The organism is Haloferax gibbonsii (assembly GCF_001190965.1).
Classification (GTDB): domain Archaea; phylum Halobacteriota; class Halobacteria; order Halobacteriales; family Haloferacaceae; genus Haloferax; species Haloferax gibbonsii.
The window spans coordinates 52,988-73,554 of record NZ_CP011949.1; the positions used below are offsets into that span (position 1 = coordinate 52,988).

Annotated in this window: 20 protein-coding genes; 8 read left to right on the forward strand and 12 right to left on the reverse strand. The window is 67.9% G+C overall.

Features of this window, described 5'->3' with window-relative positions:
- Positions 1-38: 38 nt before the first annotated feature.
- Positions 39-623, reverse strand: coding sequence for a hypothetical protein (locus ABY42_RS17175; protein ID WP_049905309.1), 585 nt, complete (start codon positions 621-623; stop codon positions 39-41).
- A gap of 61 nt (positions 624-684) precedes the next feature.
- Entirely contained in the window at positions 685-1,731 is a 1,047-nt protein-coding gene (locus ABY42_RS17180; protein ID WP_050460265.1) for a pyridoxal-phosphate-dependent aminotransferase family protein, read from the reverse strand.
- A 162-nt stretch (positions 1,732-1,893) separates the two neighbouring features.
- Here ABY42_RS17180 and ABY42_RS17185 point away from each other — a divergent pair, with 162 nt between their 5' ends.
- The 3 genes from ABY42_RS17185 to ABY42_RS17195 all read left to right on the forward strand — a co-directional run bounded on the left by ABY42_RS17185 (position 1,894) and on the right by ABY42_RS17195 (position 5,276).
- The gene (locus ABY42_RS17185) at positions 1,894-2,901 is read left to right on the forward strand and encodes an AIR synthase family protein (RefSeq protein ID WP_050460266.1); all 1,008 of its coding nucleotides are present in this window, start codon (positions 1,894-1,896) and stop codon (positions 2,899-2,901) included.
- Between the two features lie 159 nt (positions 2,902-3,060).
- The gene (locus ABY42_RS17190; protein ID WP_050460267.1) at positions 3,061-4,389 is read left to right on the forward strand and encodes a cobyrinic acid a,c-diamide synthase; all 1,329 of its coding nucleotides are present in this window, start codon (positions 3,061-3,063) and stop codon (positions 4,387-4,389) included.
- Positions 4,390-4,556: 167 nt separating this feature from the next.
- Complete coding sequence (locus ABY42_RS17195) at positions 4,557-5,276, forward strand: cob(I)yrinic acid a,c-diamide adenosyltransferase (RefSeq protein WP_050460268.1); 720 nt, start codon at positions 4,557-4,559, stop codon at positions 5,274-5,276.
- A 62-nt stretch (positions 5,277-5,338) separates the two neighbouring features.
- Here the strand turns inward: ABY42_RS17195 and ABY42_RS17200 are convergent, their stop codons facing one another.
- From ABY42_RS17200 to ABY42_RS17235, 8 genes are all read right to left on the reverse strand, one after another.
- Positions 5,339-6,427 carry a LeuA family protein gene (locus ABY42_RS17200; protein WP_050460269.1) on the reverse strand — a complete coding sequence of 363 codons (1,089 nt, stop codon included), beginning with the start codon at positions 6,425-6,427 and terminating at the stop codon, positions 5,339-5,341.
- A complete protein-coding gene (locus ABY42_RS17205) occupies positions 6,428-7,687 on the reverse strand; it encodes a CaiB/BaiF CoA transferase family protein (RefSeq protein ID WP_004978363.1) in 1,260 nt (419 codons plus the stop codon).
- Complete coding sequence (locus ABY42_RS17210; RefSeq protein ID WP_004978361.1) at positions 7,684-8,835, reverse strand: ABC transporter ATP-binding protein; 1,152 nt, start codon at positions 8,833-8,835, stop codon at positions 7,684-7,686. The genes ABY42_RS17205 and ABY42_RS17210 overlap by 4 nt, the downstream gene beginning before the upstream one ends.
- Positions 8,835-9,701, reverse strand: a complete 867-nt coding sequence (locus ABY42_RS17215; RefSeq protein ID WP_004978359.1) for a carbohydrate ABC transporter permease — start codon at positions 9,699-9,701, stop codon at positions 8,835-8,837. Before ABY42_RS17215 ends, ABY42_RS17210 begins: the two co-directional genes overlap by 1 nt.
- A 1-nt stretch (position 9,702) precedes the next feature.
- On the reverse strand, positions 9,703-10,632 hold the full coding sequence (locus tag ABY42_RS17220; protein WP_050460270.1) for a carbohydrate ABC transporter permease: 930 nt from the start codon (positions 10,630-10,632) through the stop codon (positions 9,703-9,705).
- Positions 10,629-11,963 (reverse strand): ABC transporter substrate-binding protein, encoded by a 1,335-nt coding sequence (locus tag ABY42_RS17225; RefSeq protein ID WP_231608406.1) that lies wholly within the window; start codon positions 11,961-11,963, stop codon positions 10,629-10,631. The genes ABY42_RS17220 and ABY42_RS17225 overlap by 4 nt, the downstream gene beginning before the upstream one ends.
- 165 nt (positions 11,964-12,128) lie before the next feature.
- Positions 12,129-12,767, reverse strand: a complete 639-nt coding sequence (locus ABY42_RS17230) for a helix-turn-helix domain-containing protein (RefSeq protein ID WP_004978354.1) — start codon at positions 12,765-12,767, stop codon at positions 12,129-12,131.
- A gap of 174 nt (positions 12,768-12,941) precedes the next feature.
- Positions 12,942-13,814: a universal stress protein gene (locus ABY42_RS17235; protein ID WP_050460272.1), complete on the reverse strand. Its 873-nt coding sequence runs from the start codon at positions 13,812-13,814 to the stop codon at positions 12,942-12,944.
- A 127-nt stretch (positions 13,815-13,941) separates the two neighbouring features.
- On the opposite strand from ABY42_RS17235, the gene ABY42_RS17240 reads away from it, so the two are divergent.
- From ABY42_RS17240 to ABY42_RS17250, 3 genes are all read left to right on the forward strand, one after another.
- On the forward strand, positions 13,942-14,613 hold the full coding sequence (locus ABY42_RS17240; RefSeq protein ID WP_050460273.1) for a hypothetical protein: 672 nt from the start codon (positions 13,942-13,944) through the stop codon (positions 14,611-14,613).
- 124 nt (positions 14,614-14,737) lie between these two features.
- Positions 14,738-15,877 (forward strand): DUF7118 family protein, encoded by a 1,140-nt coding sequence (locus ABY42_RS17245; protein ID WP_050460274.1) that lies wholly within the window; start codon positions 14,738-14,740, stop codon positions 15,875-15,877.
- A gap of 88 nt (positions 15,878-15,965) precedes the next feature.
- Positions 15,966-16,742 (forward strand): hypothetical protein, encoded by a 777-nt coding sequence (locus tag ABY42_RS17250; protein WP_050460275.1) that lies wholly within the window; start codon positions 15,966-15,968, stop codon positions 16,740-16,742.
- A gap of 49 nt (positions 16,743-16,791) precedes the next feature.
- On the opposite strand, the gene ABY42_RS17255 is transcribed toward ABY42_RS17250, so the two are convergent.
- The gene (locus ABY42_RS17255; RefSeq protein WP_004978347.1) at positions 16,792-17,259 is read right to left on the reverse strand and encodes an FKBP-type peptidyl-prolyl cis-trans isomerase; all 468 of its coding nucleotides are present in this window, start codon (positions 17,257-17,259) and stop codon (positions 16,792-16,794) included.
- Positions 17,260-17,369: 110 nt separating this feature from the next.
- Here ABY42_RS17255 and ABY42_RS17260 point away from each other — a divergent pair, with 110 nt between their 5' ends.
- Positions 17,370-18,200 carry an alpha/beta fold hydrolase gene (locus ABY42_RS17260; protein WP_050460276.1) on the forward strand — a complete coding sequence of 277 codons (831 nt, stop codon included), beginning with the start codon at positions 17,370-17,372 and terminating at the stop codon, positions 18,198-18,200.
- On the opposite strand, the gene ABY42_RS17265 is transcribed toward ABY42_RS17260, so the two are convergent.
- Positions 18,181-18,549 carry a rhodanese-like domain-containing protein gene (locus tag ABY42_RS17265; RefSeq protein WP_050460277.1) on the reverse strand — a complete coding sequence of 123 codons (369 nt, stop codon included), beginning with the start codon at positions 18,547-18,549 and terminating at the stop codon, positions 18,181-18,183. The two genes, ABY42_RS17260 and ABY42_RS17265, sit on opposite strands and share 20 nt — an antisense overlap.
- A 162-nt stretch (positions 18,550-18,711) precedes the next feature.
- Between ABY42_RS17265 and ABY42_RS17270 the strand changes: the two genes are divergently transcribed.
- The gene (locus ABY42_RS17270) at positions 18,712-19,317 is read left to right on the forward strand and encodes a class I SAM-dependent methyltransferase (RefSeq protein ID WP_050460278.1); all 606 of its coding nucleotides are present in this window, start codon (positions 18,712-18,714) and stop codon (positions 19,315-19,317) included.
- Positions 19,318-20,567 lie beyond the last annotated feature (1,250 nt).

The following is a 20,567-nucleotide window of genomic DNA, read 5'->3' on the forward strand; positions in this document are numbered from 1 at the left end:
CATCACCGTTCCGGTGCCCGGCGCGTTCCGGCCGGGCCTCACGCGTCTTCGGGAACGAGATTCGTCAGGACGCGGTCGCCGAACAGGACGACGAGCGCCGCGCCGACGAGGTTAAAGACGAGGTCGAGCGCGGTGTCGACCCGGCCGTAGGAGACGAGGACGGGGTCGATACCGAGCGCGTCGGCCCCGCGGTGGATGGCGTACTCGGCGAGTTCCCAGAGCACGCCGGCGCAGACCACGACCGCGAGGACGCGAGTGGACGGGTCGCGGCCGCGGCGGCGCGAGAGGACGTGGACGACCCCGCCGAGAATCGTCGCCGAGTGGGCGTGGGTGAGGTGGTCCCACCACCACACGTCGTCGTAGGGGCCGAGCATCCCGACCGAGTGGGTCAGCATCGCCGATTCGACGTAGAGGCGCTGCCACGGACGGAACTCGACGCCGGCCAGTCGCTCGACGGCGACGGGGAGGAACGTGCCCGCGAGGGCGAACACGGCGTTCACCATCGCGGCCGGGTTGCGGCGGCGGAGCCCCGTCAGGAACACGGCGACGATGGCGGCCCTGATTCCGTCGTCTGGTCGCCGCCGTCCCGCTGAATCACTCGTCTCGGTCACGGTTGTTCTCACCGAGACTGTCGTCGGCTTCGGGTAAAAGCGTTGACAGCCGGCCGACGGCCGACCCGCGTCCTCAGACGACGGTCGCGAGCGCGTCCATCACGCGGTCGACCTTCTCCGCGTCGGCGTTGTAACCCATGTGGCCGACGCGGAGGATGTCGTCGGCGAGGTCGGCGAGGCCGGTCGCGAGGACGATGTCGTGTTCGGCCTCGAGTTCGTTCCGGACGCGCTTCGCCTCGCCGGGGAGGTGGAACGCCGTCACCGTCGGAGCGCTCCGCTCGGCGTCGGTGTAGAGGTCGAGTCCGAGGTCGGCCCCGCGCTCGCGGCAGTGCGCGGCGGCCTCCTCGTGGCGCTCGTAGACGGCGTCGAGCCCTTCTTCGAGAAGCATCGACAGCGACTCGTCGAGGGCGGCGACGTTCGCGCCGAGGTGGGTGTACGGGAAGCCCTCGCTCGTGTCGCGCCACGGGAGGAGGTTCGTGTAGAGGGAGTCGGGGTCGCGCGCCTCGATGACCTCCCACGCGCGGTCGCTGACGGCGGCCGTGGTGAGACCCGGCGGCGAGCTGAACGCCTTCTGCGACGCGCCGAGGTTGATGTCGATGTGCTCGCTCGGGACGGGCGTCCCGCCGAGCGAGGAGACGGCGTCGACGACGGTCAACACGCCGTGGTCGTGGAGGCGTTCGAGGACCGGCGCGATGTCGTTGAGCGTCCCCGTCGGCGTCTCGCAGTGGACCATAGTGGCGACCTCGAACTCGCCCTCGTCGAGCGCGGCTTCGACGCCCGCCACGTCGAGCGGGTCGGTGTAGTCGGCACCGACGACGGTCGGCTCGCCGCCGTAGCTCTCGACGAAGTCGGCGAAGCCGTCGCCGTAGAGGCCGTTCGAGACGCAGAGCACGTCGTCGCCGGGGGCGACCGTGGAGGCGATGGCGGCTTCGAGACCGAGGATACCCTCGCCGCCCATGACGACCACGTCGTCGTCGGTGTCGTAGACGCGCCGGAGTTTCTCGCAGACGCCGTCGTAGGTGTCGAAGAAGGACTGCTCGATATCGGGGTTCGGCATCGGCTCGCTCAGTCGGTCGCGGACCCGCGGCGGGACGGCCGTGGGACCGGGTGTCATCAGCATGGATTCCCGTTACGAACAGAGCGTCTTAGCAGTACGGCATCCGCGGCGGGTGCCCGACCACGGCCTGCTCGGCGGGGGTGGCGGACGCGGCCGGCGAGCGCGACCGTCAGCGTCGGCGGCGGACGGGAAGGCACAAAAGCGCCCTCGCCGTCACCCACGTGTATGGGCAAACTCTCACCTGCGGACCTCGACCGCTACGTCTTCTCGCGGACGGGGGCCCCCAACGACGACCTGCTCGTCGGGGCCGGCTACGGCGAGGACGCCGCCGCCGTCGCCACCGGCGAGGGGACGATGGTCGTCAGCACCGACCCCATCTCGCTCGCCGCCGAGCGCATCGGCACCCTCGGCGTCGCTATCGCCAGCAACGACGTGGCCGCCTGCGGGGGCGTCCCCGAGTGGCTCGTGAGCACCGTCCTCCTCCCCGAACCCGACGTGGACCTGCTCGACGACATCACCGCCCAACTCGACGCGGAGGCCAACCGACTCGGCATCAGTATCGTCGGCGGCCACACCGAGACGGTCGCCGGCCTCTCCCGCCCGCTCCTCTCGCTCACCTGCATGGGACCGACCGACCGCTACGTCCCGACCGGCGGCGCGGAACCCGGCGACGCGGTGATTCTCACCAAAGGTGCCGGCATCGAAGGCACCGCCGTCCTCGCCACCGACTTCCGAACCGACCTCGATGCCGCCGGCGTCGACGCCGAGACGGTCGAGCGCGCCGCGGGCTTCTTCGACGACATCAGCGTCCTCCCCGAATCCGCCGTGCTCGCGTCCGCCGCGACCGCGATGCACGACCCGACCGAGGGCGGCGTCCTCAACGGACTGGTCGAACTCGCCTGCGCTTCCGGCGTCCGAATCGAAGTCGACGGCGACGACGTACCCGTCCGCCCCGAGACCCGGGCGCTCTGCGACGCGATGGGCGTCGACCCGATGCGGATTCTCGGCTCCGGCGCGCTCCTCGCGGCGGTCCCCGGCAACGAGGCCGACGAGGTGCTCGCCGCGCTCGACGACGAGCGAATCGAGGCGACGGTCGTCGGAACCGTCGAGGCGGCGAGCGACGACACGAGCGCGGCCGCGGACACCGACGTTGATTCGGACGCGGGCGTCGTCTACGACGGGACCCACTACGCCGACGGCGTCGAAGACGACATGTACGAACTCTGGGACTGAGCCGAACGCGGGTCGCCGACCGACGCCGTCCCGGGCGACCCGACCCAACACAACTTTGACTACTGAAATTCCACTTGTTGATATGACTGCCGAACGTCCGTCTCGACTCGCGAGCGACCCGCCGGAAGCGCCGCCAGCGACCCGGACCGCGGTGACCAGATGAGAGGCGTCGTCGTCGCCGGCACGGCCTCCGGCGTCGGGAAGACGGTCACGACGCTCGCGGTGTGCCGCGCGCTCGAACGCGAGGGCTACGCGGTCCAACCGGCCAAGGCCGGTCCCGACTTCATCGACCCCTCGCACCACGCGGCAATCGTCGGCAAACCGTCGCGGACGCTCGACCCGTGGCTCGAAGGCGAAGACGGCATGCGCCGGACCTACGCCCGCGGCGAGGGCGACATCTGCGTCGTCGAAGGCATGATGGGCCTCTACGACGGCGACACCTCGACGGCTCGGGTCGCCGCCCTCCTCGACCTCCCCGTGGTCCTCGTCGCGGACGCGAGAGCCGGGATGCAGAGCGTCGCGGCGACGGCCTACGGCTTCCGGACCTACGCGGACCGGATGGGAATCGACGCCGACGTGGCCGGCGTCATCGCCTCTCGCGCTCACGGCGGCCGACACGCCGAGGGTATCCGCGACGCGCTCCCCGAGGAACTGCCGTACCTCGGCCGAATCCCGCCGAGCGACGACCTCGAAATCCCGGAGCGCCACCTCGGACTCCACCTCGGCGACGAGGCTCCGCTGTCCGACGAGGCGCTCGACGCCGCGGCCGACGGGATTCGCGCCGACGCGCTCGCCGAGGTGGCGCGAGAGCCGGAGTGGAACACCGAGGAGTTCGAAGCGGGCATTCGAGCCGCGTCGTCCCAAGCTACGGATTCGGACGGTCCGACGGTCGCCGTCGCCCGCGACGAGGCGTTCTGTTTCGTCTACCCCTCGACCCTCGACAGACTGGAATCCCTCGGCACCGTCTCGTACTTCTCGCCGGTCGCCGGCGACAGCCTCCCCGACTGCGACGGCGTCTATCTCCCCGGCGGCTACCCCGAGCGGTTCGCCGCGGAACTCGCGTCGTCGCCGACGCTCCCGGCGCTCGCCGACCGGGCCGCCGACGGCCTCCCGGTGTTCGGCGAGTGTGGCGGCCTGATGGCGCTCACCGAGTCGCTGACGACGACCGACGGCGAAACCCACGAGATGGCCGGTATCCTCCCCGCCGACGTGACGATGCAAGAGCGCTATCAGGCGCTCGACCACGTGGAGCTCCGGGCGACCGACGGGACGCTGACCGCCGACGCGGGCGAGACGCTCCGCGGCCACGAGTTCCACTACTCGTCGGCCGACCCCGCGACCGACGCCCGGTTCGCCTTCGACGTGGAGCGCGGCACCGGCATCGACGGCCGCGAGGGACTCACCGAGTACCGAACCCTCGGAACCTACGCGCACGTCCACCCCGAGAGCGGGGCGTTCGACCGCTTCGTCTCGCGGCTGACGGACTGACCGCGGTAAGAGCGTGAGAGCGCAAGGGCACAAGAGCGCGAGAGCGGCGAACCCCTATATACGAAGCCGCGACAAGCACCGACCGACGACCGACCCACGCGGGGCGGGACGGACCTGTCCGGTCCGCACCGACCCGACCCCGACGCGACACCGATTCACACTCAACGATGACCGACGCACCCGACGGAAATCCCGAGACAGACGACGAGACCGCCCCCGACTCGGTTCGGGCGAACACCCCCGGCCGCGGCGTCCGCCCCGAAGCGGCCGCCATCGAACCCGCCGCGCCCGACGACTTCGGCCTCGTGCAGGTGTGGTGGGGCGACGGCAAGGGCAAGACCACGGCCGCGATGGGCATGGGCTTTCGCGCCGCCGGCCACGGCTACCGCGTCCACATGCTCCAGTTCCTGAAGGGCGGCGCGGACTCCGTCGAGGCCGTCCGCGGCGAGTACAACGCCATCGCGGCGATGCCCGGCTTCTCCTTCGAGAACCTCGGCCACTACGGCTGGGCCGGCATGGCCGACGGCAGCGACGACGCCGACCACGAGGCGCAAGTCGCCGCCGGTCTCGACCGGGCGCGCGAACTCGTCGACGCCGCGGCCGACGCCGACCTCACCGAACCGCTCGCCCTCGACGGCCCGCCGGAGGACGGCGTCCACCTCCTCATCATCGACGAACTCCTCTACGCCGTCGCGATGGGACTGCTCGACGAGGGAGACGTGCTCGACCTCGTGGAGCGAAAGCCCGAGCATCTCGAACTCGTGTTGACCGGGAGCCACGAGGAGCCGACCTACGTCTACGACGCCGCGGACCTCGTGACCAACGTTCGAAAGGAGAAACACCCCATCGACGCCGGCCAGCGCGCGAGAAAGGGGACCGAGTACTGACGCCGAGTCGGTGCCGGCTCAGCGCCGACTGAGCGCCGACTGAGCGGTGAGACAGCGCCGATTCAGAGCCGTCGGGCGATATCCAGCGCCTCGTCGGTCGGCACCGGTTCGTCGAGCGACCGGAGCGTCTCGACGAGCGCCGCGACCTTCGTCTCGTCGGGGTCGTCGCCGACCCGCTCCAAGAGCCGCCGGGCCGCGCCGGTCCCGCTCTGCGGGCCGAAGTAGAGCGTCCGCGACCCGCCGAACGCGGCCGGGTCGAACGGCTCGAACGTCGCCGGGTCGTCGAGCATCGCCGCGGTGTGGAGCCCGGACTCGTGAGAGAACACGTCCGACCCGAGCACCGATTTCTCCGCCGGCACCGACTCGCCGAGCGCCGTCAGCACGTCGTTCGCCCGGGGGATGAGCGTCGAGGGGTCGAGCGCCGGGCGGTTCACGGCGCGGCTCGTCTCGGCCGCGACGACGAACTCCTCGACGGGGACGTTGCCGGCGCGCTCGCCGATGCCGCCGACCGACACGTCCACTTTCTGCACGTCGTGGGCGACCGCGGTGAGCGCGTTGGCCGTCGCGACGCCGAGGTCGTCGTGGAAGTGGACGCCGAGGCGGGTCGGGTCGGTGTCGAGGTCGTGGAGGAACGACGAGACTTCGAACGGCGTCTTCGAGCCCACGGTGTCCGCGATAGTGAGGTACGTCGCGTCTATCGAGTCGAACAGGTCGTCGAGGAACGCGGGGTCTGTCCGGAAGCCGTCCATCGCGGTGAAGTGGACCTCCAGCCCGGTCTCGGTCGCGGCGTCGACCGTCTCGCCGACGAGCGAGCGCAGTTCGTCCTCGTCCTTCCCGAGCAGTTCGGTCCGCTGTCGCTCGCTGGTCGGCGCGAACACGTCGATGACGTCGACGCCGGCGTCGACCGCGGCCTCGACGTCCTTCGGGACGGCCCGGGCGATGCCCGTGAGCCTCGTCTCCACGTCGACGGCGTCGCAGACCTCGCCGGTCTGTTCGCCCGCAATCGGGAACCCGACCTGCACGTAGTCGACGCCGAGGTCGTCGAGGGCGCGCACGGCCGCGACTTTCTGTCCCGTCGTGTAGGACGCGCCGGGTCGCTGTTCGCCCTCGCGGCAGGTCACGTCGAGGAGGACCGGCTCCGCGGCGGCCATTCAGACCCCTCCCGCGCGCCGGAGCGCGTCAATGTCGGCGGCGTCGTAGCCGAGCGACGAGAGGATGGCCTCGGTGTGCTCGCCGAGCTTCGGCGGGTCGGTCGAGTCGGGGCGGTCGAAGCCGCTGGCGACGACGGGGAACCTCGGGACGCTGACCGACCGCGACGTTCCCTCGGCGGTCTCGACCTCGGTGAAGAAGTCGGTCGCCCGCAGGTGCGGGTCCTCGGCGACCTCGTCCATCGAGTTCACCTTGGCGACGGGGACGCCGACCTCGCGCAGGCCGGCGACGAGGTCGGCCGCGTCGTGGGTCTCGCACTCGGCGCGGAGCAGGTCCATGAGTTCGTCGAGGTTCTCCCGGCGGCCGGGGAGCGTGTCGAACCGGTCGTCCTCGTGGAGGTCGAGGCCGAGCGCCTCGCAGAGCGCCGTCCACTGGCGCTCGCCCGAAGGACCGATGAACACCCACTCGTCGTCGGCCGTCTCGAACACGTCGTAGGGTGCCCAGTTGGGGTGCGACGCGCCCATCGGTCCCGGCACGTCGTCGTAGGCCTCGGTGTACGCGAGCCAGTAGCCCATCATCGAGACGGTGGACTCGAACAGCGGCGCGGTCACCTTCGACCCCTCGCCGGTCCGGTCGCGGCGGTAGAGCGCCCCGAGGACCGCTATCGCGCCGTAGAACGACGCGGCCATGTCGGCGATGCTCGTTCCCGACCGGACCGGGGGCATCCCCTCGTGACCGGTGACGCTCATCAGCCCCGACAGCGCCTCGGCGATGGGGTCGAGCGCGGGGTACGACTCGTAGGGACCGGGGTTGAACCCCTTGATGGAGCAGTAGACGAGGCCCGGATGCGTCTCTTTCAACTGCTCGTAGCCGATGCCGAGCCGTTCGGCGGTTCCCGGCGCGTAGTTCTCGACGACGACGTCGGTCTCGTCGAGCAGGTCGAAGAACGCGTCGAGCGCCGCGTCGGACTTGAGGTCGAGCGTGAGGCTCCGCTTGTCCCGGTTGACGTAGTTGAACGAGCTGTTTCCGACCGGCGACGACCCGCGGATGAGGTCGCCGCCCTTCGGGTGTTCGACCTTGATGACGTCCGCACCGAGGTCGGCGAGGAGCATCGAACAGAACGGTCCGGCGATGATGTGGCCGAGTTCGAGCACGCGCACGCCGTCGAGCGGGAGCCCGCGCGTCGCCGACGCGGTCGCAGAGCCGGTCGCGTCCGCGGCGGCCTCGCTACTCTCGGCGCGCTCGGCGCTGTCGCCGCTCATGGAGTGACGCCCCCCGCCCCCGCGGGCGACGACGAGCGCTCGCTGGCGCGTTCAGACCCGAAGAGTATCGTCTCGCCGTCCTCGCCGAAGACGAACGCGTCGGCGAGGTCGAACGACACGTCGAGTCGGTCGCCAGCGACCGCGTCGTCGACGGCGTCGCTGACCACGTCGAAGGGGGTGCCGTCTTCGAGGCGGCCGTGGACCACGGACTCGGTCCCGAGCGTCTCGACGACCTCCACGTCGACCGAGAGCCGACACGCCCCGGCGGAGCCCACGTCGAGGTACTGCGGCCTGATGCCGAGTCTGACGCGGCCGTCAGTTGGCACGTCGACGCCCGCCGGAAGCGAGAGCGTGAGCCCGGGGCCGACGAGCACGGTCTCGCCGTCGCGGTGCTCGACCGCGCAGTCGACGACGTTGGTCGAGGGCATGCCGATGAACTGCGCGACGTACTCCGAGTTCGGGTAGTCGAACAGCTGTTTCGGCGGGTCGACCTGCGCGAGTTCGCCGTCGCGCAGGAGGACCACCTGGTCGCTCATCGTCATCGCCTCGGTCTGGTCGTGGGTGACGTAGACGACGGTCGTGTCGAGCTCCTGGTGGAGCCGCTGGATCTCGACGCGGAGGTCGGATTTGAGCTTCGCGTCGAGGTCGGACATCGGCTCGTCCAACAGCAGCACGTCGGGGTCCTGCACGAACGCGCCGCCGAGGGCGACGCGCTGTTGTTGGCCGCCGGAGAGCTCGGCGGGCATCTTCTCCAACTGCGCCTCGATTTGGAGGACTTCGGCGGCCTCGTCGATGCGCTCGTCGCGTTCTGCCTTCGGAACGCCGTGAATCTTCAGCCCGTAGCCGATGTTCTCGCGGACGGACATGTGCGGGTAGAGCGCGATGGACTGGAACACCATCGAGACGTTGCGCTCCTGCGGCGGGAGGTCGGTCACGTCCTCGTCGCCGAACGAGACGGTACCCGAGGTGGGCGTCTCCAGCCCGGCCAACATGCGCAGGGTCGTCGTCTTCCCGCAGCCCGAGGGGCCGACGAAGGTCGTAAACGAGCCTTCGGGGATGTCGAGGCTGAGGTCGTCGACGGCGACGTGCGTGTTTCCGAGGGTGCGAAACTCCTTTCTGACGGTGTCGAGGTGGATGCTGGTTGCCATTATTCGAGGCCTCCAACGCTGAAGCCCTGGAGGAGGTATCGTTGCAGGAACAGTGCGATGAGGAACGGCGGAATCGAGATGAGAAGCGAGACGGCCATCGTCTCGCCCCAGCCGATGCTGACGCGGTCCAAGAACAGCGACGCGCCGACGGTGATGGTGTACATCTCGTCGCGGCTCATCACGACGCGCGCCATGGTGAAGTCGTTCCACGCGACGGCGAACGCGAAGATGGCCGCGGAGATGTAGCCGGGCCGGGCGACCGGCAGGACCACGTCTCTGACGGTGCGCCAGCGGCTCGCGCCCCGGACCCACGCGGACTCTTCGAGCGCGATGGGGACGGTCTGGAAGTACTGCCACATCAGCCAGATGCAGAACGGCGCGGAGATGGCCGTCAGCGCGAGGGTGAGCGCGAAGTGGCTGTTGAGCAGGCCGAGCGTCGAGAAGACGACGTACAGCGGGATTGCGAGGACGATGGGGCTGAACATGTACGAGAACAGCACCGCCCGCGCCGCCAGCGACTTCCCGGTGAAGTCGAAGCGCGTCAGGCCGTAGCCCGCCGCGACCGCGATGGTCGTCGAGAGGACGGTCGACCCGAGAGTGACCACGAGGCTGTTGATGAAGTACCGAACCGTGTCGGTCGACCCGAGGAGGACGAGGAAGTTCCGGAGCGACGGCTCGGTGGGCAGCAGGTTCACCCGCCCGCCGGCGAACGTCGTCGCCGGCGACTGGATGGCGATGACCACCATCACGTACACCGGGATGATGGTGAACACCGAGATGAGAAGCGCCGTCAGGTAGACGGCGATTCGCTGGAGGCGTTTCTGGGTGTCGTGGGAGACGAGGCCGCGACCGGCGGACGTCGCCATCTCACGCCACCTCCTTTTCGGGGGCGAACGCCCGGAAGTAGACCACCGCGACGCCGGCGAGGAGGAAGAACATGACGCCGGCGAGCGCCGTCGCCATACCGAAGTTCACCTCGCTGAACGCGAGTTGGTAGACGCGAATCGGGAGCGTCGTCGTCTGCTGGAGCGGGCCGCCCCGGGTCGAGAGGTAGATGATGTCGAACTTGTTGAACATCCAGATACCCCTGACGAGGAGGATGATGAGAATCGCCCCGCGGAGGTGCGGGAAGGTGATGTCGCGGAACGCCTGCCACGTCGTCGCACCCTCGACCCGCGCCCGCTCGTAGAGGTCGGGGTCGATGGCCTGCAGGCGCGCGAGCAGGATGAAGAAGGCGAAGCTGGCGAACTTCCAGACGCTCGTGACGACGACCGCCGGCATGGCGAACTCCAGGGTCGAGAAGAACGCTATCGGCTTGTCGATGAGCCCGGCATCGACGAGGAACTGGTTCAGAATCCCGATGTTGGGGTCGAGGATGAACTTCCACATGAAGATGACAACGAGCGTCGGCAGGAGGTACGGGAAAATCATCAGCGTCCGCAGGGCGTCGCCGCCGCGGATACGCTGGTTGATGACGAGCGCGAGCCCCAGCCCGATGACGAGGCTCAGCCCCGTCGTCGCCACCGCGTAGACGACGCTGTTCCAGAGGAAGCCCCAGAACGCACCGTTTCCGAGGAGTTCCGCGTAGTTGCCGAGGCCGACGAACTCGGGGTTCCGCACCGGCGACGCGAACAGGCTCATCCCGAGCGCGTAGACGATGGGGATGACCCAGACCACGACGAAGAACGCGAGCATCGGGACGAAACACGCCGCCAACAGGAGCGTCGTGCCGTCCACGTCGCGCTCTCGGAGGGCCGCCCCGGCGGCCGCCAACCGCGATTTGAGGGCCGTACTCATTGCAACCCGCGGAGCTCTTCGGCCAACCAGTCGACCGTCTCGTCGGGTGTGAGCCCGCCGACGAGAAGCTGGTCAGCCGCCTGTCCGAAGAGCTGTTCGCTGTAGGCGTCGGCCGCGACGATGTTCGGCGCGCCGCCGTCGCCCGTCGCGAGGACGCTCGTGAAGGCGTCCCAGTTGTCGCGGACGAGATTCATCACGTCGGGGTGCTGCTGGATGACCTCGTTTTCGGCCACCTCGGGCGCGTCGAGTTGCTCCCGCGTCGGCGGGAACTGGAACAGCGGCGCGGAGAGCACGAAGTCGAAGAAGCGCGACGAACTCGTGAAGAAGTCGACGAACGCCTGCGCGCCCTCGGTGTTCTGGCCGTCGTTGCGGACGAGGTGACCCTCCATGTACGCCCACCACCTGTCCTGTGCGGCCCCGCTCGGCACGGGGAAGGGCATCGGGCTGAGATTCTCGACGAGGTCGGGGCGGTTGGCCTGAATCGTGAGAATGGGGAGGCCGCCGACGCTGGCGATGGCCGCGGCGTTCTCCTGTTGGAGCGCGCCGATGGCGTCGCCCCACGCCCACCCCGAGCCGTTCGGCGAGTGTTCGGCCATCGACTGGACCCACTCGAACGTCTCGACGGCCGCCTGTCGGTTGTCGTCGTTGTCGAGTCTGACCTCGATGCCGTCGGAGGGGCCGCCGTAAATCTCCACGTCGTTCTGCCAGAGGTACTGCGTCATCTGGGTGTCGGCGTTGTTCGTCTGGCCCGACTGGATGACGTAGCCCTCCATCGACTCGTTGGCCGACACCTCGCCGGCCGCCTCGACCCACTCGCTCCACGACGCGGGCATCTCCGAGTACACGTCGTTTCGGTACCAGCCCATGAGCGGTTCGACCATCGCGGCCGCGAAGTACGACTCGCCGCCGACGCTGACCGGGTCGGGCAGGTCGTTGTCCTGAACCGCCCCCGTGACGGGCGCGAGGACGCCGTCGCGCTGGAGCCGGTACGCGTCCGTCGAGGTGTCGAAAAGCAGGTCCGGCGGGTTGCCCGCGGCGACCATCTTCTGCATCTCGGCGTCCGAGGAGGTCCCCTTCGCCGTGTAAATCATCTCGACCGTGTGGTCTGTCTCCTCCTCGAACTCGGCGATGATTTCGTCCATCACGTCCTTCGAGTCGCCCCGGTCCGAGAGGTATCGAATCGGCTCGTTGGAGCCGCCGCCACCGCCGCCGCCCAGACAGCCAGCCGTCGTTACCGCCGCCGCGCTCCCGACCGCCGCGAGGAACGTCCGGCGCGACGACCCGCGCGTTTTCCGCCCGTCACCACCACGAGAGTGATTCCCATTTATCATGGTAATTGCAAACAATACGTACACCGCTAGAGGGCACGGGAGTACCGCCTACCCCTGTTGGCTCTTTATATCGGAATCCGCGGATATGATGACGCGTTTCAGGTGTACTAGGTGCTTGAAATTCGGGATGCAACGTGCGCCGGGGCCGAACCGGTCCGGTCGTGGTCAGGTGCTGTCGGGGTTCGCGGGCGTCGTCGCGTCGGCGAGCGCGTCGCTGAGGAGTTTCTTTTCCGCCCGCCGGAGGTGTTCCAACACGGTCGGTCGGCTCACCTCGAACGCCGCCGCGATTTCCTCGACCGTGACGCCCCGCGGCCAGTCGTAGTAGCCGCGTTCGAGCGCGTAGCCGACGACCTCTGCCTGCCGCTTCGAGAGCCGCGTGGAGGGCCCGACGAAGGGCTTCAGCCGGCGGAGTTCGACGGTCCCGAGCGACCGGAGCCCCGAGATGATGGCCTTGAGGTCGGCCCGCCGGAACACGACCACGTCGAAGACGCGCGAGCGCCCGTAGAACTGGCTCATCCGCTGGAGCATCCCGTGGTTCTCGCGGATGACGGGGAGCGCCCCGGACGACCGCTTCGTGATGAGCAGTTGGTCGTCGCCGACGAGTTCGAGGTCGCGGACGACCTCGCTGGCGGCGAGCCGTTCGGCCATCTCGTCGCGGTGCTCCCCGGCGTCGACGACGAAGCGGATGTCCGTCTCGCCGAGCACCTCGCAGTTCGTCACGACGACCGGTCCGTCGACGAGGTCGCTCACGTGCGACAGCACGTAGTCCTCGTTCAGTTCGAGGAGGATGGTCGCGCGAAGCATCGGCTACCGGACCCTCCGGCTGTCGGGGCTGGGCGGGCGTCCGAGACGGTCCTGTTCGACCACGGCTACTGCGCCGATACGTCGCCCGCGGGTAATAGCTGTATCCCGAGTCGGGTGGCTGGCGGCGGGCCACCCGCTCGCGTTGGGCGGTTCGCGGCCGCCAGTTCGACCAAGTTACTCCTCGTCGGGCGACACCGTGATGACGGGGACGGGGGCGCTCCGAACCGTCTGCTCGGCGACGCTCCCGAGGAGGATTCGGTCCACGCCGCTCCGCCCGGTGGTCCCCATGACGACGGCGTGGATGTCGTTGCCTTCGACGTACTCCCGAATCGACTCGCTCGGCGAGCCGTGTTCGATGGTTTCGGCGAGCTTCGTGACGCCGCGCTCGTTCGCCTCCTCGACGACCTTCGAAATCGCCTCGTTCGCGCCGCGCTCGCTCTCTTCGCCGGAGAGCATCGACCGAACGTCGAAGCCGAGCGCGGAGTCGTCCACGACCGACAGCACGTGGACCGTCGCGTCGAGTTCGGCTGCGAGTGCGAGGCCGTGGCTCGTCGCTCGTTTCGCGGAGCGGCTTCCGTCGGTCGGGATGAGGATGCGCTCGTAGGGGAACGTCAGCTCCTCGTCGGGCTTCATGCGGGCGGTGAGCACCGGTCGGTCCGACAGGCGGACGACCTTCTCCGTGACGCTCCCGCGGAGCTGTCGGGAGATGCCTTTGCGCCCGCGGGTCGGCATCACGACGAGGTCGTAGTCGTACTCCTCGGCGTACTCGACGATGGTGGGCGCGGGGTTGCCCTGCACCACGTCCGTCGAGTAATCGACGCCGAGGTTCTGGAGCGTCTCCGCCGCCTCCTCGACGACGCTCACGCCCTCGCGTTCGAGCGCGTCGACCACGTCGTTCCCGACCACGGTGACGCTGTCGCGGGTCGTGTCGGCGACGAAGAGCAGTCGTATCTCCGCGTCGTCCCAGTGGGCGAGTTCGCTGGCGTGGTGGAGAACCGCGCTCGACGACGTGCTCTCGTCGACGGGCAGGAGGATGCGCTCGTACATAGCCTGTCATACACCCGGTCGCCGGTAAGTCCTTTCGCCGGACGGCGACCGCGGACCGGCCATCGTCGGGGGCGCTAGCTCCACCCGCACCACACAGTTATCACTCGACAGTCACAATCGGACGGTCATGGCACCGACAGACGAGTCTCCGCACGGCGGCGCGCGGACGCGGCGCCACCGCCGACAGGGCGGCGACGACGACGAAACCGGCGTCGACGCGTGGCTCGACGCGACGGTTTACTTCGGGCTCGGACAGCACCTACTCCTCGCGCTTCCGATGCTCTGGGTCGCCTTCATGACCGTTTCGACGCCCGTGGCGGTCACGACCGCGGCCGTCGTCTCGCTGGCGGTCGCCTGCCTCGCCATCGGCGCGCTCCGCATGAACGCCGTCTCCGTCGGCGTGCCGTGGCACCGAATCGAGGACAACGAAATCGGTCTCGGCCCCGACGCGGGCTACGGCTTTCTCGTCCGGCGGGCGGCCTATCTGAACGCGACGCTCGGCCTCGGGACGTTCCTCGGCGCGCGCGCCGACCTCGCCGGAGCGGGGCTCCCCGGTTCGGTCGTCGTCGCCGGCGGCGTCGCGCTCTGTGCGATGCTCGCGCTCCCTCGGCTGCGCGCCGCGCCGGCCCGCACGTCGGCCGCGGTGGCCGGCGTCTACTACGCCGTTTCGCTCCTCGTCGTCGCCACGTTCCCCGGGATGGTCGACCTGTTCTCACTGTCGCCGTCGGTCGCGCTGTGCGTGCTCGCGGTCGCGCTCGCCGCCGCGTTCGACGTGGCGACCGGCCGAGACCGGCGCTGACTCGGCTTCCTCGACCCACCGCCGTCCCGTCTTCCTCGGTCACCAAGTTTTCAACCCTCGCGCACCGACTCGTCGGGCATGACACCGATTCCGCGCACGGGCCGCCCTCCCGAGGTGCCGCGGCGTGACTGACGCCGCGCTCGCCGACGACCCCGTAGCGGCGCTCCGCACGGCGGCCGACACCCTCAGCGACCGGCGCGAGACGGTCGACGAAATCGGCCGCGAGGAGCTTCGGACGCTCGCGTCGGCCGTCAGCGACGTGACGGGGATTCTCGACCGGTTCGAAGAGCGGGCGACCGACGACCTCGAAGGCTACGTCGCGTTCCGCGAGACGCTGTCGAACCGGCTGGAGGAGGTCCCCGCCGACGTGCGCCACAGCGACGCCTTCATCGCCGCCAACGACTCGCTCACGACCGGCATCACCTCGTCGCTGTCGGCGTCGGACTTCGAGCAGGCCAGACGCGAGTTGGAACCCGCCCGCGAGGAGGCGGCGCTGCTCGACGAACTGGACGAGGCGAGAGACGACTACCGGAGCGCCCGACGACGACTGCGCGAGCGCGCGGACGAACTCGACGCCCGAATCGAGCGCCTCGAACGCGTAGAGCGACTCGGGGAGGTCGACATCGACGCGCCGGTGGACGAACTCCGCGACCCCATCGAGCGGTACGACGACGCCGTGGCCGAGGCGTTCGGCCGGTTCCGCGCCGAGTCGCCCGCTCGCGGGGTGCTCGCGTGGTTGGCGGCCGCCGAGTCGTACCCGCTCGTCGAGACGCCCAGTCCCCCCGAGCGACTGCGCGAGTACCTCGAAACCGCCGCCATCGGCGACGAGCCGATTCCAACGCTCGTCGAGTACGCCGGCTACTCGCGGTCGAAACTCGACCACTACGTGGACGACCCCAAGCGGTTCTCCGCGGCCGTCGGGACGAACAAGCGGTTTCTGGAGACGCTCGACGCCGACCCGCTGACCGTGTCGTGGCCGCCGGAGCCCGCCTCGGAACTCCGCTGGCGGACGAAGGAACTCGTCTCCGTGGTGAGTCGGTTCGCCGGCGACGAGACGGTCTCGCGGGCCCGCGAGGTCCACGAACTGACGTACGAGGAGTCCTACGACCGCCTCCGCGACGCCGCGGTCGCCCGGGCCGAACTCACCGACGACCAGCGCGACCGCCTCCGGCGGGGCGTCGTGGCCGACGAGTTGGCTTCGGCCCGCGAGGAGCGCGAGAGGGTCGCCGACTGCCTCGACGCGCACCCGCGACTGGACGACTGAGCGTCGCCCGGCGACCGCGGCGATGAAACCGTGAGGCGAGCGAGACGGCGACAAAAAACACTTACCGCGCTCGGCGGAACTGCCGACGATGCGTCTCCGGAAACTCGCCCTCCTCCTCGCGGTGGTCGGCCTCGTCTGTCTCCCCGCGCCGGTGTACCTGCCCGCGCTCGCGGGGGCGACGTCGCCGCCGCCGCAAACCTCGCAGTCGTACCGAGCCGAGACCGTGTCGCTCGCGAACGAATCGGACATCGAGACTATCGTGAGTCGCCACGGGCGGACGGTCTCGATTTCGGTGCACCAGGTCAGCCACCGGTACTCGGCCGGCGAGTACCGCGCGCCGAACGAGACCCGCGAGACGCTGGCGGCGGCGATGCGGAACGGCACCGCCCGGACCGCGGCGGCGGGCGCGAGAGCCGACCTCCAAGCCATAGCGCGGAACAACACGTACGTCCACGACGCCTACGGCGAGCGCCAGCAGTACTACCGGTTCAGCGTGGAAGAAAACGGCTCGGTCGTCACCGCGCGAAACGCCACGCTCCAGCGCGTCGCAAACGCCACCGTCGAGCGAGGGGCGTATCGCTACGAGAACCTCTCGCCGGGGGCGAGAGAGACGGTCGATAGAATCCTTCGGAACTCCTCAGATGAGGACTTCGGCTACCGACCGCGGGTGAACGACGCCTTCGTGGACCGCCTCCCGGCGCTCGTCGAGAAGGATGGAACGCTCCACAGCATCACCGTCTACGGCCACGTCGACGACTTCGGCTTCGGAGTCTCGCTCGTCGTCGGACTCGGCGTCGCCGGCGTCGGCGCGGTCTTGATTCTCGTCGGTGGAGTGCTGTACGCCGTCGCGTGGTGGCGCGAGTAGCGGGAGAAGAACGGTCGAACCGCGAGACCGCGGCTCAGTTCAGTTCAGTTCAGTTGGCGTCGACGATTTCGACGTCGAAGACGAGCGTCTCGCCGGCGAGCTCGTGGTTGAAGTCGATGCGGACCACGTCGTCGTCGGCGTGGACGATTTCGCCGAGGCCGCCCTGCTGGGTCTGGACGTACAGTCCCTCCTCGGGCTCGTCGCCGAGCACCTCGCGGAGCTGTTCGGTCTCGTGCTCGCGGACGAGGTCTTCGTCGTGCTCGCCGTAGGCCTTCTCCGGCGGAATCTCGATGCTCTCTTCGTCGCCGACGGACATGCCGACGAGCGCCTCGTCGAGGCCCTCGATGACGGTTCCCGCGCCGACTTCGACCACGAGCGGCTCGTAGTCGCGGTCGCCCTGCGCCTCGGAGAGTCCTTCGGCGTCGGCCACGTCCTGACGCGACGTGTCGAAGACCGTGCCGTCGGGGAGCTTTCCAACGTATTCGAGCGAAACGGAGTCGCCGGTTTCTATCGTCATACCGCCTACTCTCTGCCGGAGACGGATAAGTGACCGTACTGCCGGCGAGAGTATAATTTATCTGTTACATCGAGGCGCGCGCTCATGCTCTCAGCACGCCACTAGATAGCATGGCGTTCGCTCGAACAAACGGTATCGACACCTACTACGAACGGCGGGGCGAGGGACCGCCGGTGGTCTTCGTTCACGGCGCGGTTCTCGACCACGGCCAGTGGGACCGCCAGACTGAGGCGCTGCGTGACGACTACACCACGGTCTCGTACGACGTTCGGGGACACGGCCGGACCGGCGGCTCGGAGCCGGCGACGTACTCGATGGAGCTGTTCGCCGACGACCTCGCGGCGCTCGTCTCGGAGTTGGACCTCGACCGGCCCGTGGTCTGCGGACTCTCGACCGGCAGCTGTGTCGCGCAGGCGTACGCGATGCGATACCCAGATAGGCTCTCGGGGCTCGTCCTCGCGGACACGTTCTCCCCGGTCGTCTTCGACCGTCTCGAACGGTTCCAGCGACTCGTCGTCCCCCGATTGACGATTCCGTTCGTTCGACTCGTCGGCTACGAGCGCGTCGAGAAGGTCATGGTCTGGTTCCAAGAACGGCTGTCGGGAACGCCCGCGGGCGGCGACTACGGAAACGTCGAGCGTCTTCGGGAGCGCGGCCCGCCGATGGCGACCGACGAGTTCGCAAAGGTGATTCGGGCGGTCAGTCGGTTCACCGACTCGTCGGTCGTCCTCGGCGACATCGACGTCCCGACGCTGGTCCTGTACGGCGAGAACGAACTCCCGTTCGTGCGCAGGCACGCCGCGGCGTTCGGCGACGGGATTCCGACCGTCACGGTCCGCTCGGTTCCCGGGGCAGGTCACGCGTCGAACCTCGACAACCCCGCGTTCTTCGAGGACGCTCTTCGGGAGTTCCTCGACGGCCTCAGAACAGTCGCCAGATGAGCGACCGGAGTTTGTAGCCCAGCGACCCCCGCTGGTAGCCGTTCCACCCGCTCATGCCGCCCGCGAGGGTCGACGCGTCGTATCCCTCCTCGCGGAGGAGCCCCGTCGCCCGCTTCGCGACGATGCCCATCTTACAGACGACGACCACGTCGCGGTCCCGCGGAATCTCGTCCAGCCGACCTCGAAGCGAGGCGTCGTCGCCCGACCGGAGGTCGTCGTAGACGGGGACGTTGCGGCTCCCCTCGATTGCGCCGCGCTGATAGTTCGACTCGGGGCGGATGTCGAGGACGAAAGGGTCGTCGCCGTCGGCGAGGCGGGCGTCGAGTTCGTCGGGGCGAATCGTGGTCACGGCTCTCCCCACGTCGCTGGCGCGGAAAGCGCTGGTGCTTCCGGCGGCCCGGTGCTCTACCGACGGCCCGCCGACCGTCGTCGGTCGCACGGGCGTTCGACGCCGTCCCGTCCGCCGGGAACGACGCCGTAGCTTGAACACGGCGGTCCGCGTAGCGCCCCTATGGAGTGGGACGAGCGCTACCGGACCGGAACGTACCCGACCGACCCCGAGCCGTCGCCGGTGTTACGGTCGTACCTCGACGAACTGCCCAAGGGTCGCGCCCTCGACGTGGCGGCCGGAAACGGCCGCAACGCGCTTTTTCTCGCCGCAAACGGCTACCGGGTGGACGCGCTCGACCAGTCGAGCGAGGGACTGAGTATCATCGACGAGCGCGCTCGGTCCCGCGGATTCGCCGACCGCGTGGAGACGATTCAGGCCGATGCGACGGCCTACGACTTCTCCGAGTCGACGTACGACCTCGTCACCATCAGCTACTTCCGGACGCTGGACCGCCTCGCGGACATCAAAGCGGCGCTGAAACCCGGCGGCGTCCTGTTCTACCAGCACCACCTGCGGGCCGACCCGCCGGCGACGGTCGGGCCGAGCACCGACAGATACCGTTTCGACTCCAACGAACTGCTCCGGGCCTGTCTCGACCTCACCGTACTCTACTACGACGAGTCGACCGAACTCCGCGACGACCGACGCTCCGCGACAGCGACAATTATCGCGCGGAACACGAGGGGTGGCGCGCAGTCGTATCCGCGGAGAGGAATAGAGCAATAACAAAACCGACACACCAAATCGGGAGTGGCATAGGATTCCTGATGCGCGTTATAACGACCGAAGTGAAATAAATCATAGAGAGTTTCTGAAACACTCGTCTTTTTATTCCAAGTGGCTCTGTTGAAATCCTATTCTTCAGATATATTCTCGCCTGAAACAGCCAGTCGATGAAAACTGCGAATGTTACAGTGCGTTTAGTGAGAATGGGAAACAAATATGATCGCACGGTTTCAATTCACCTTGTGAATTTGCCCTCTTCCGGAGCACACCCGTTGCTCGGGACTGACGGACAAGCGCGGACGCTCCGCTTGTTCTTTACTGCGCTTATTGGAACCCCATGGCTACTGTTTATTGAGCCAACCCGTCAGATCGTCTCGCCAGAGGCGACAATAGCGGCAGTCGGTCTGGGGATGGTTCTCGGTGTTGTGGCAGCGGTAGGACTGGCTGACGTTGATCCCAGAGAAGTAAACGACGTGACGGCAGTAATCATTACACTCGTTTGTATCTGTGTTGCAACTGTCGTTGTCTGGCTGATCGTGCCTCACCAACATCTCGGGACAATGCTTCAGTTCACATTGGCGTTTATGTGGACAATGCCCGTAATATCTCTACTCTATCACCGTTACCGAGCGCCCGCCACCAGCTAAGTACACGAACACCTCTCGGAACTTCCCTACTCTGTACTGAGCGGTTCGTGAGTCCCCTGTACTGACCGCGACTGGGTGAGAATATATCACTTGCTGAGGATTTCAACAGAGCCTTCCAAGTTGAATTGCGCTCACACCCGATGTTAGACCATTTTTCAGGGCACCGACAGTAGAGTCAGAAACATAAGATGGGTTTGAAAGGTAGTTTATCTAAATATCTGTTGCGAGACTGCCCGGCGACGCGCTGTCTTCTTTTGAGATAGTGTTCGAATAATACTGTTTTTCAACGCTCCCCCGGACCAGTCGGTCGGCGAGAAGATAGGGTCCGATCGATGTCCCGGACACGAAGTCGGACTACCGGCCCGCCCGGATTCGGTTCTCTAATCTGAGAAACACATATGTTCTTTCGGGTTCGAACCGATGGTATGTCAACGGACTGGTTCGCTGAATCGGGTTCGACGGGAGAGGTGACCGTCGAAGAGCGCGACGGTGCGTGGTTTCTACAATCAGCCGAGTCCGAATCTGACGTGAAATGTATCTTTGAGGACGACAGCTCGCTCTCGGCTTCGTCGGGCCCCCAACGAGTCAGTATCATCGTCTCGA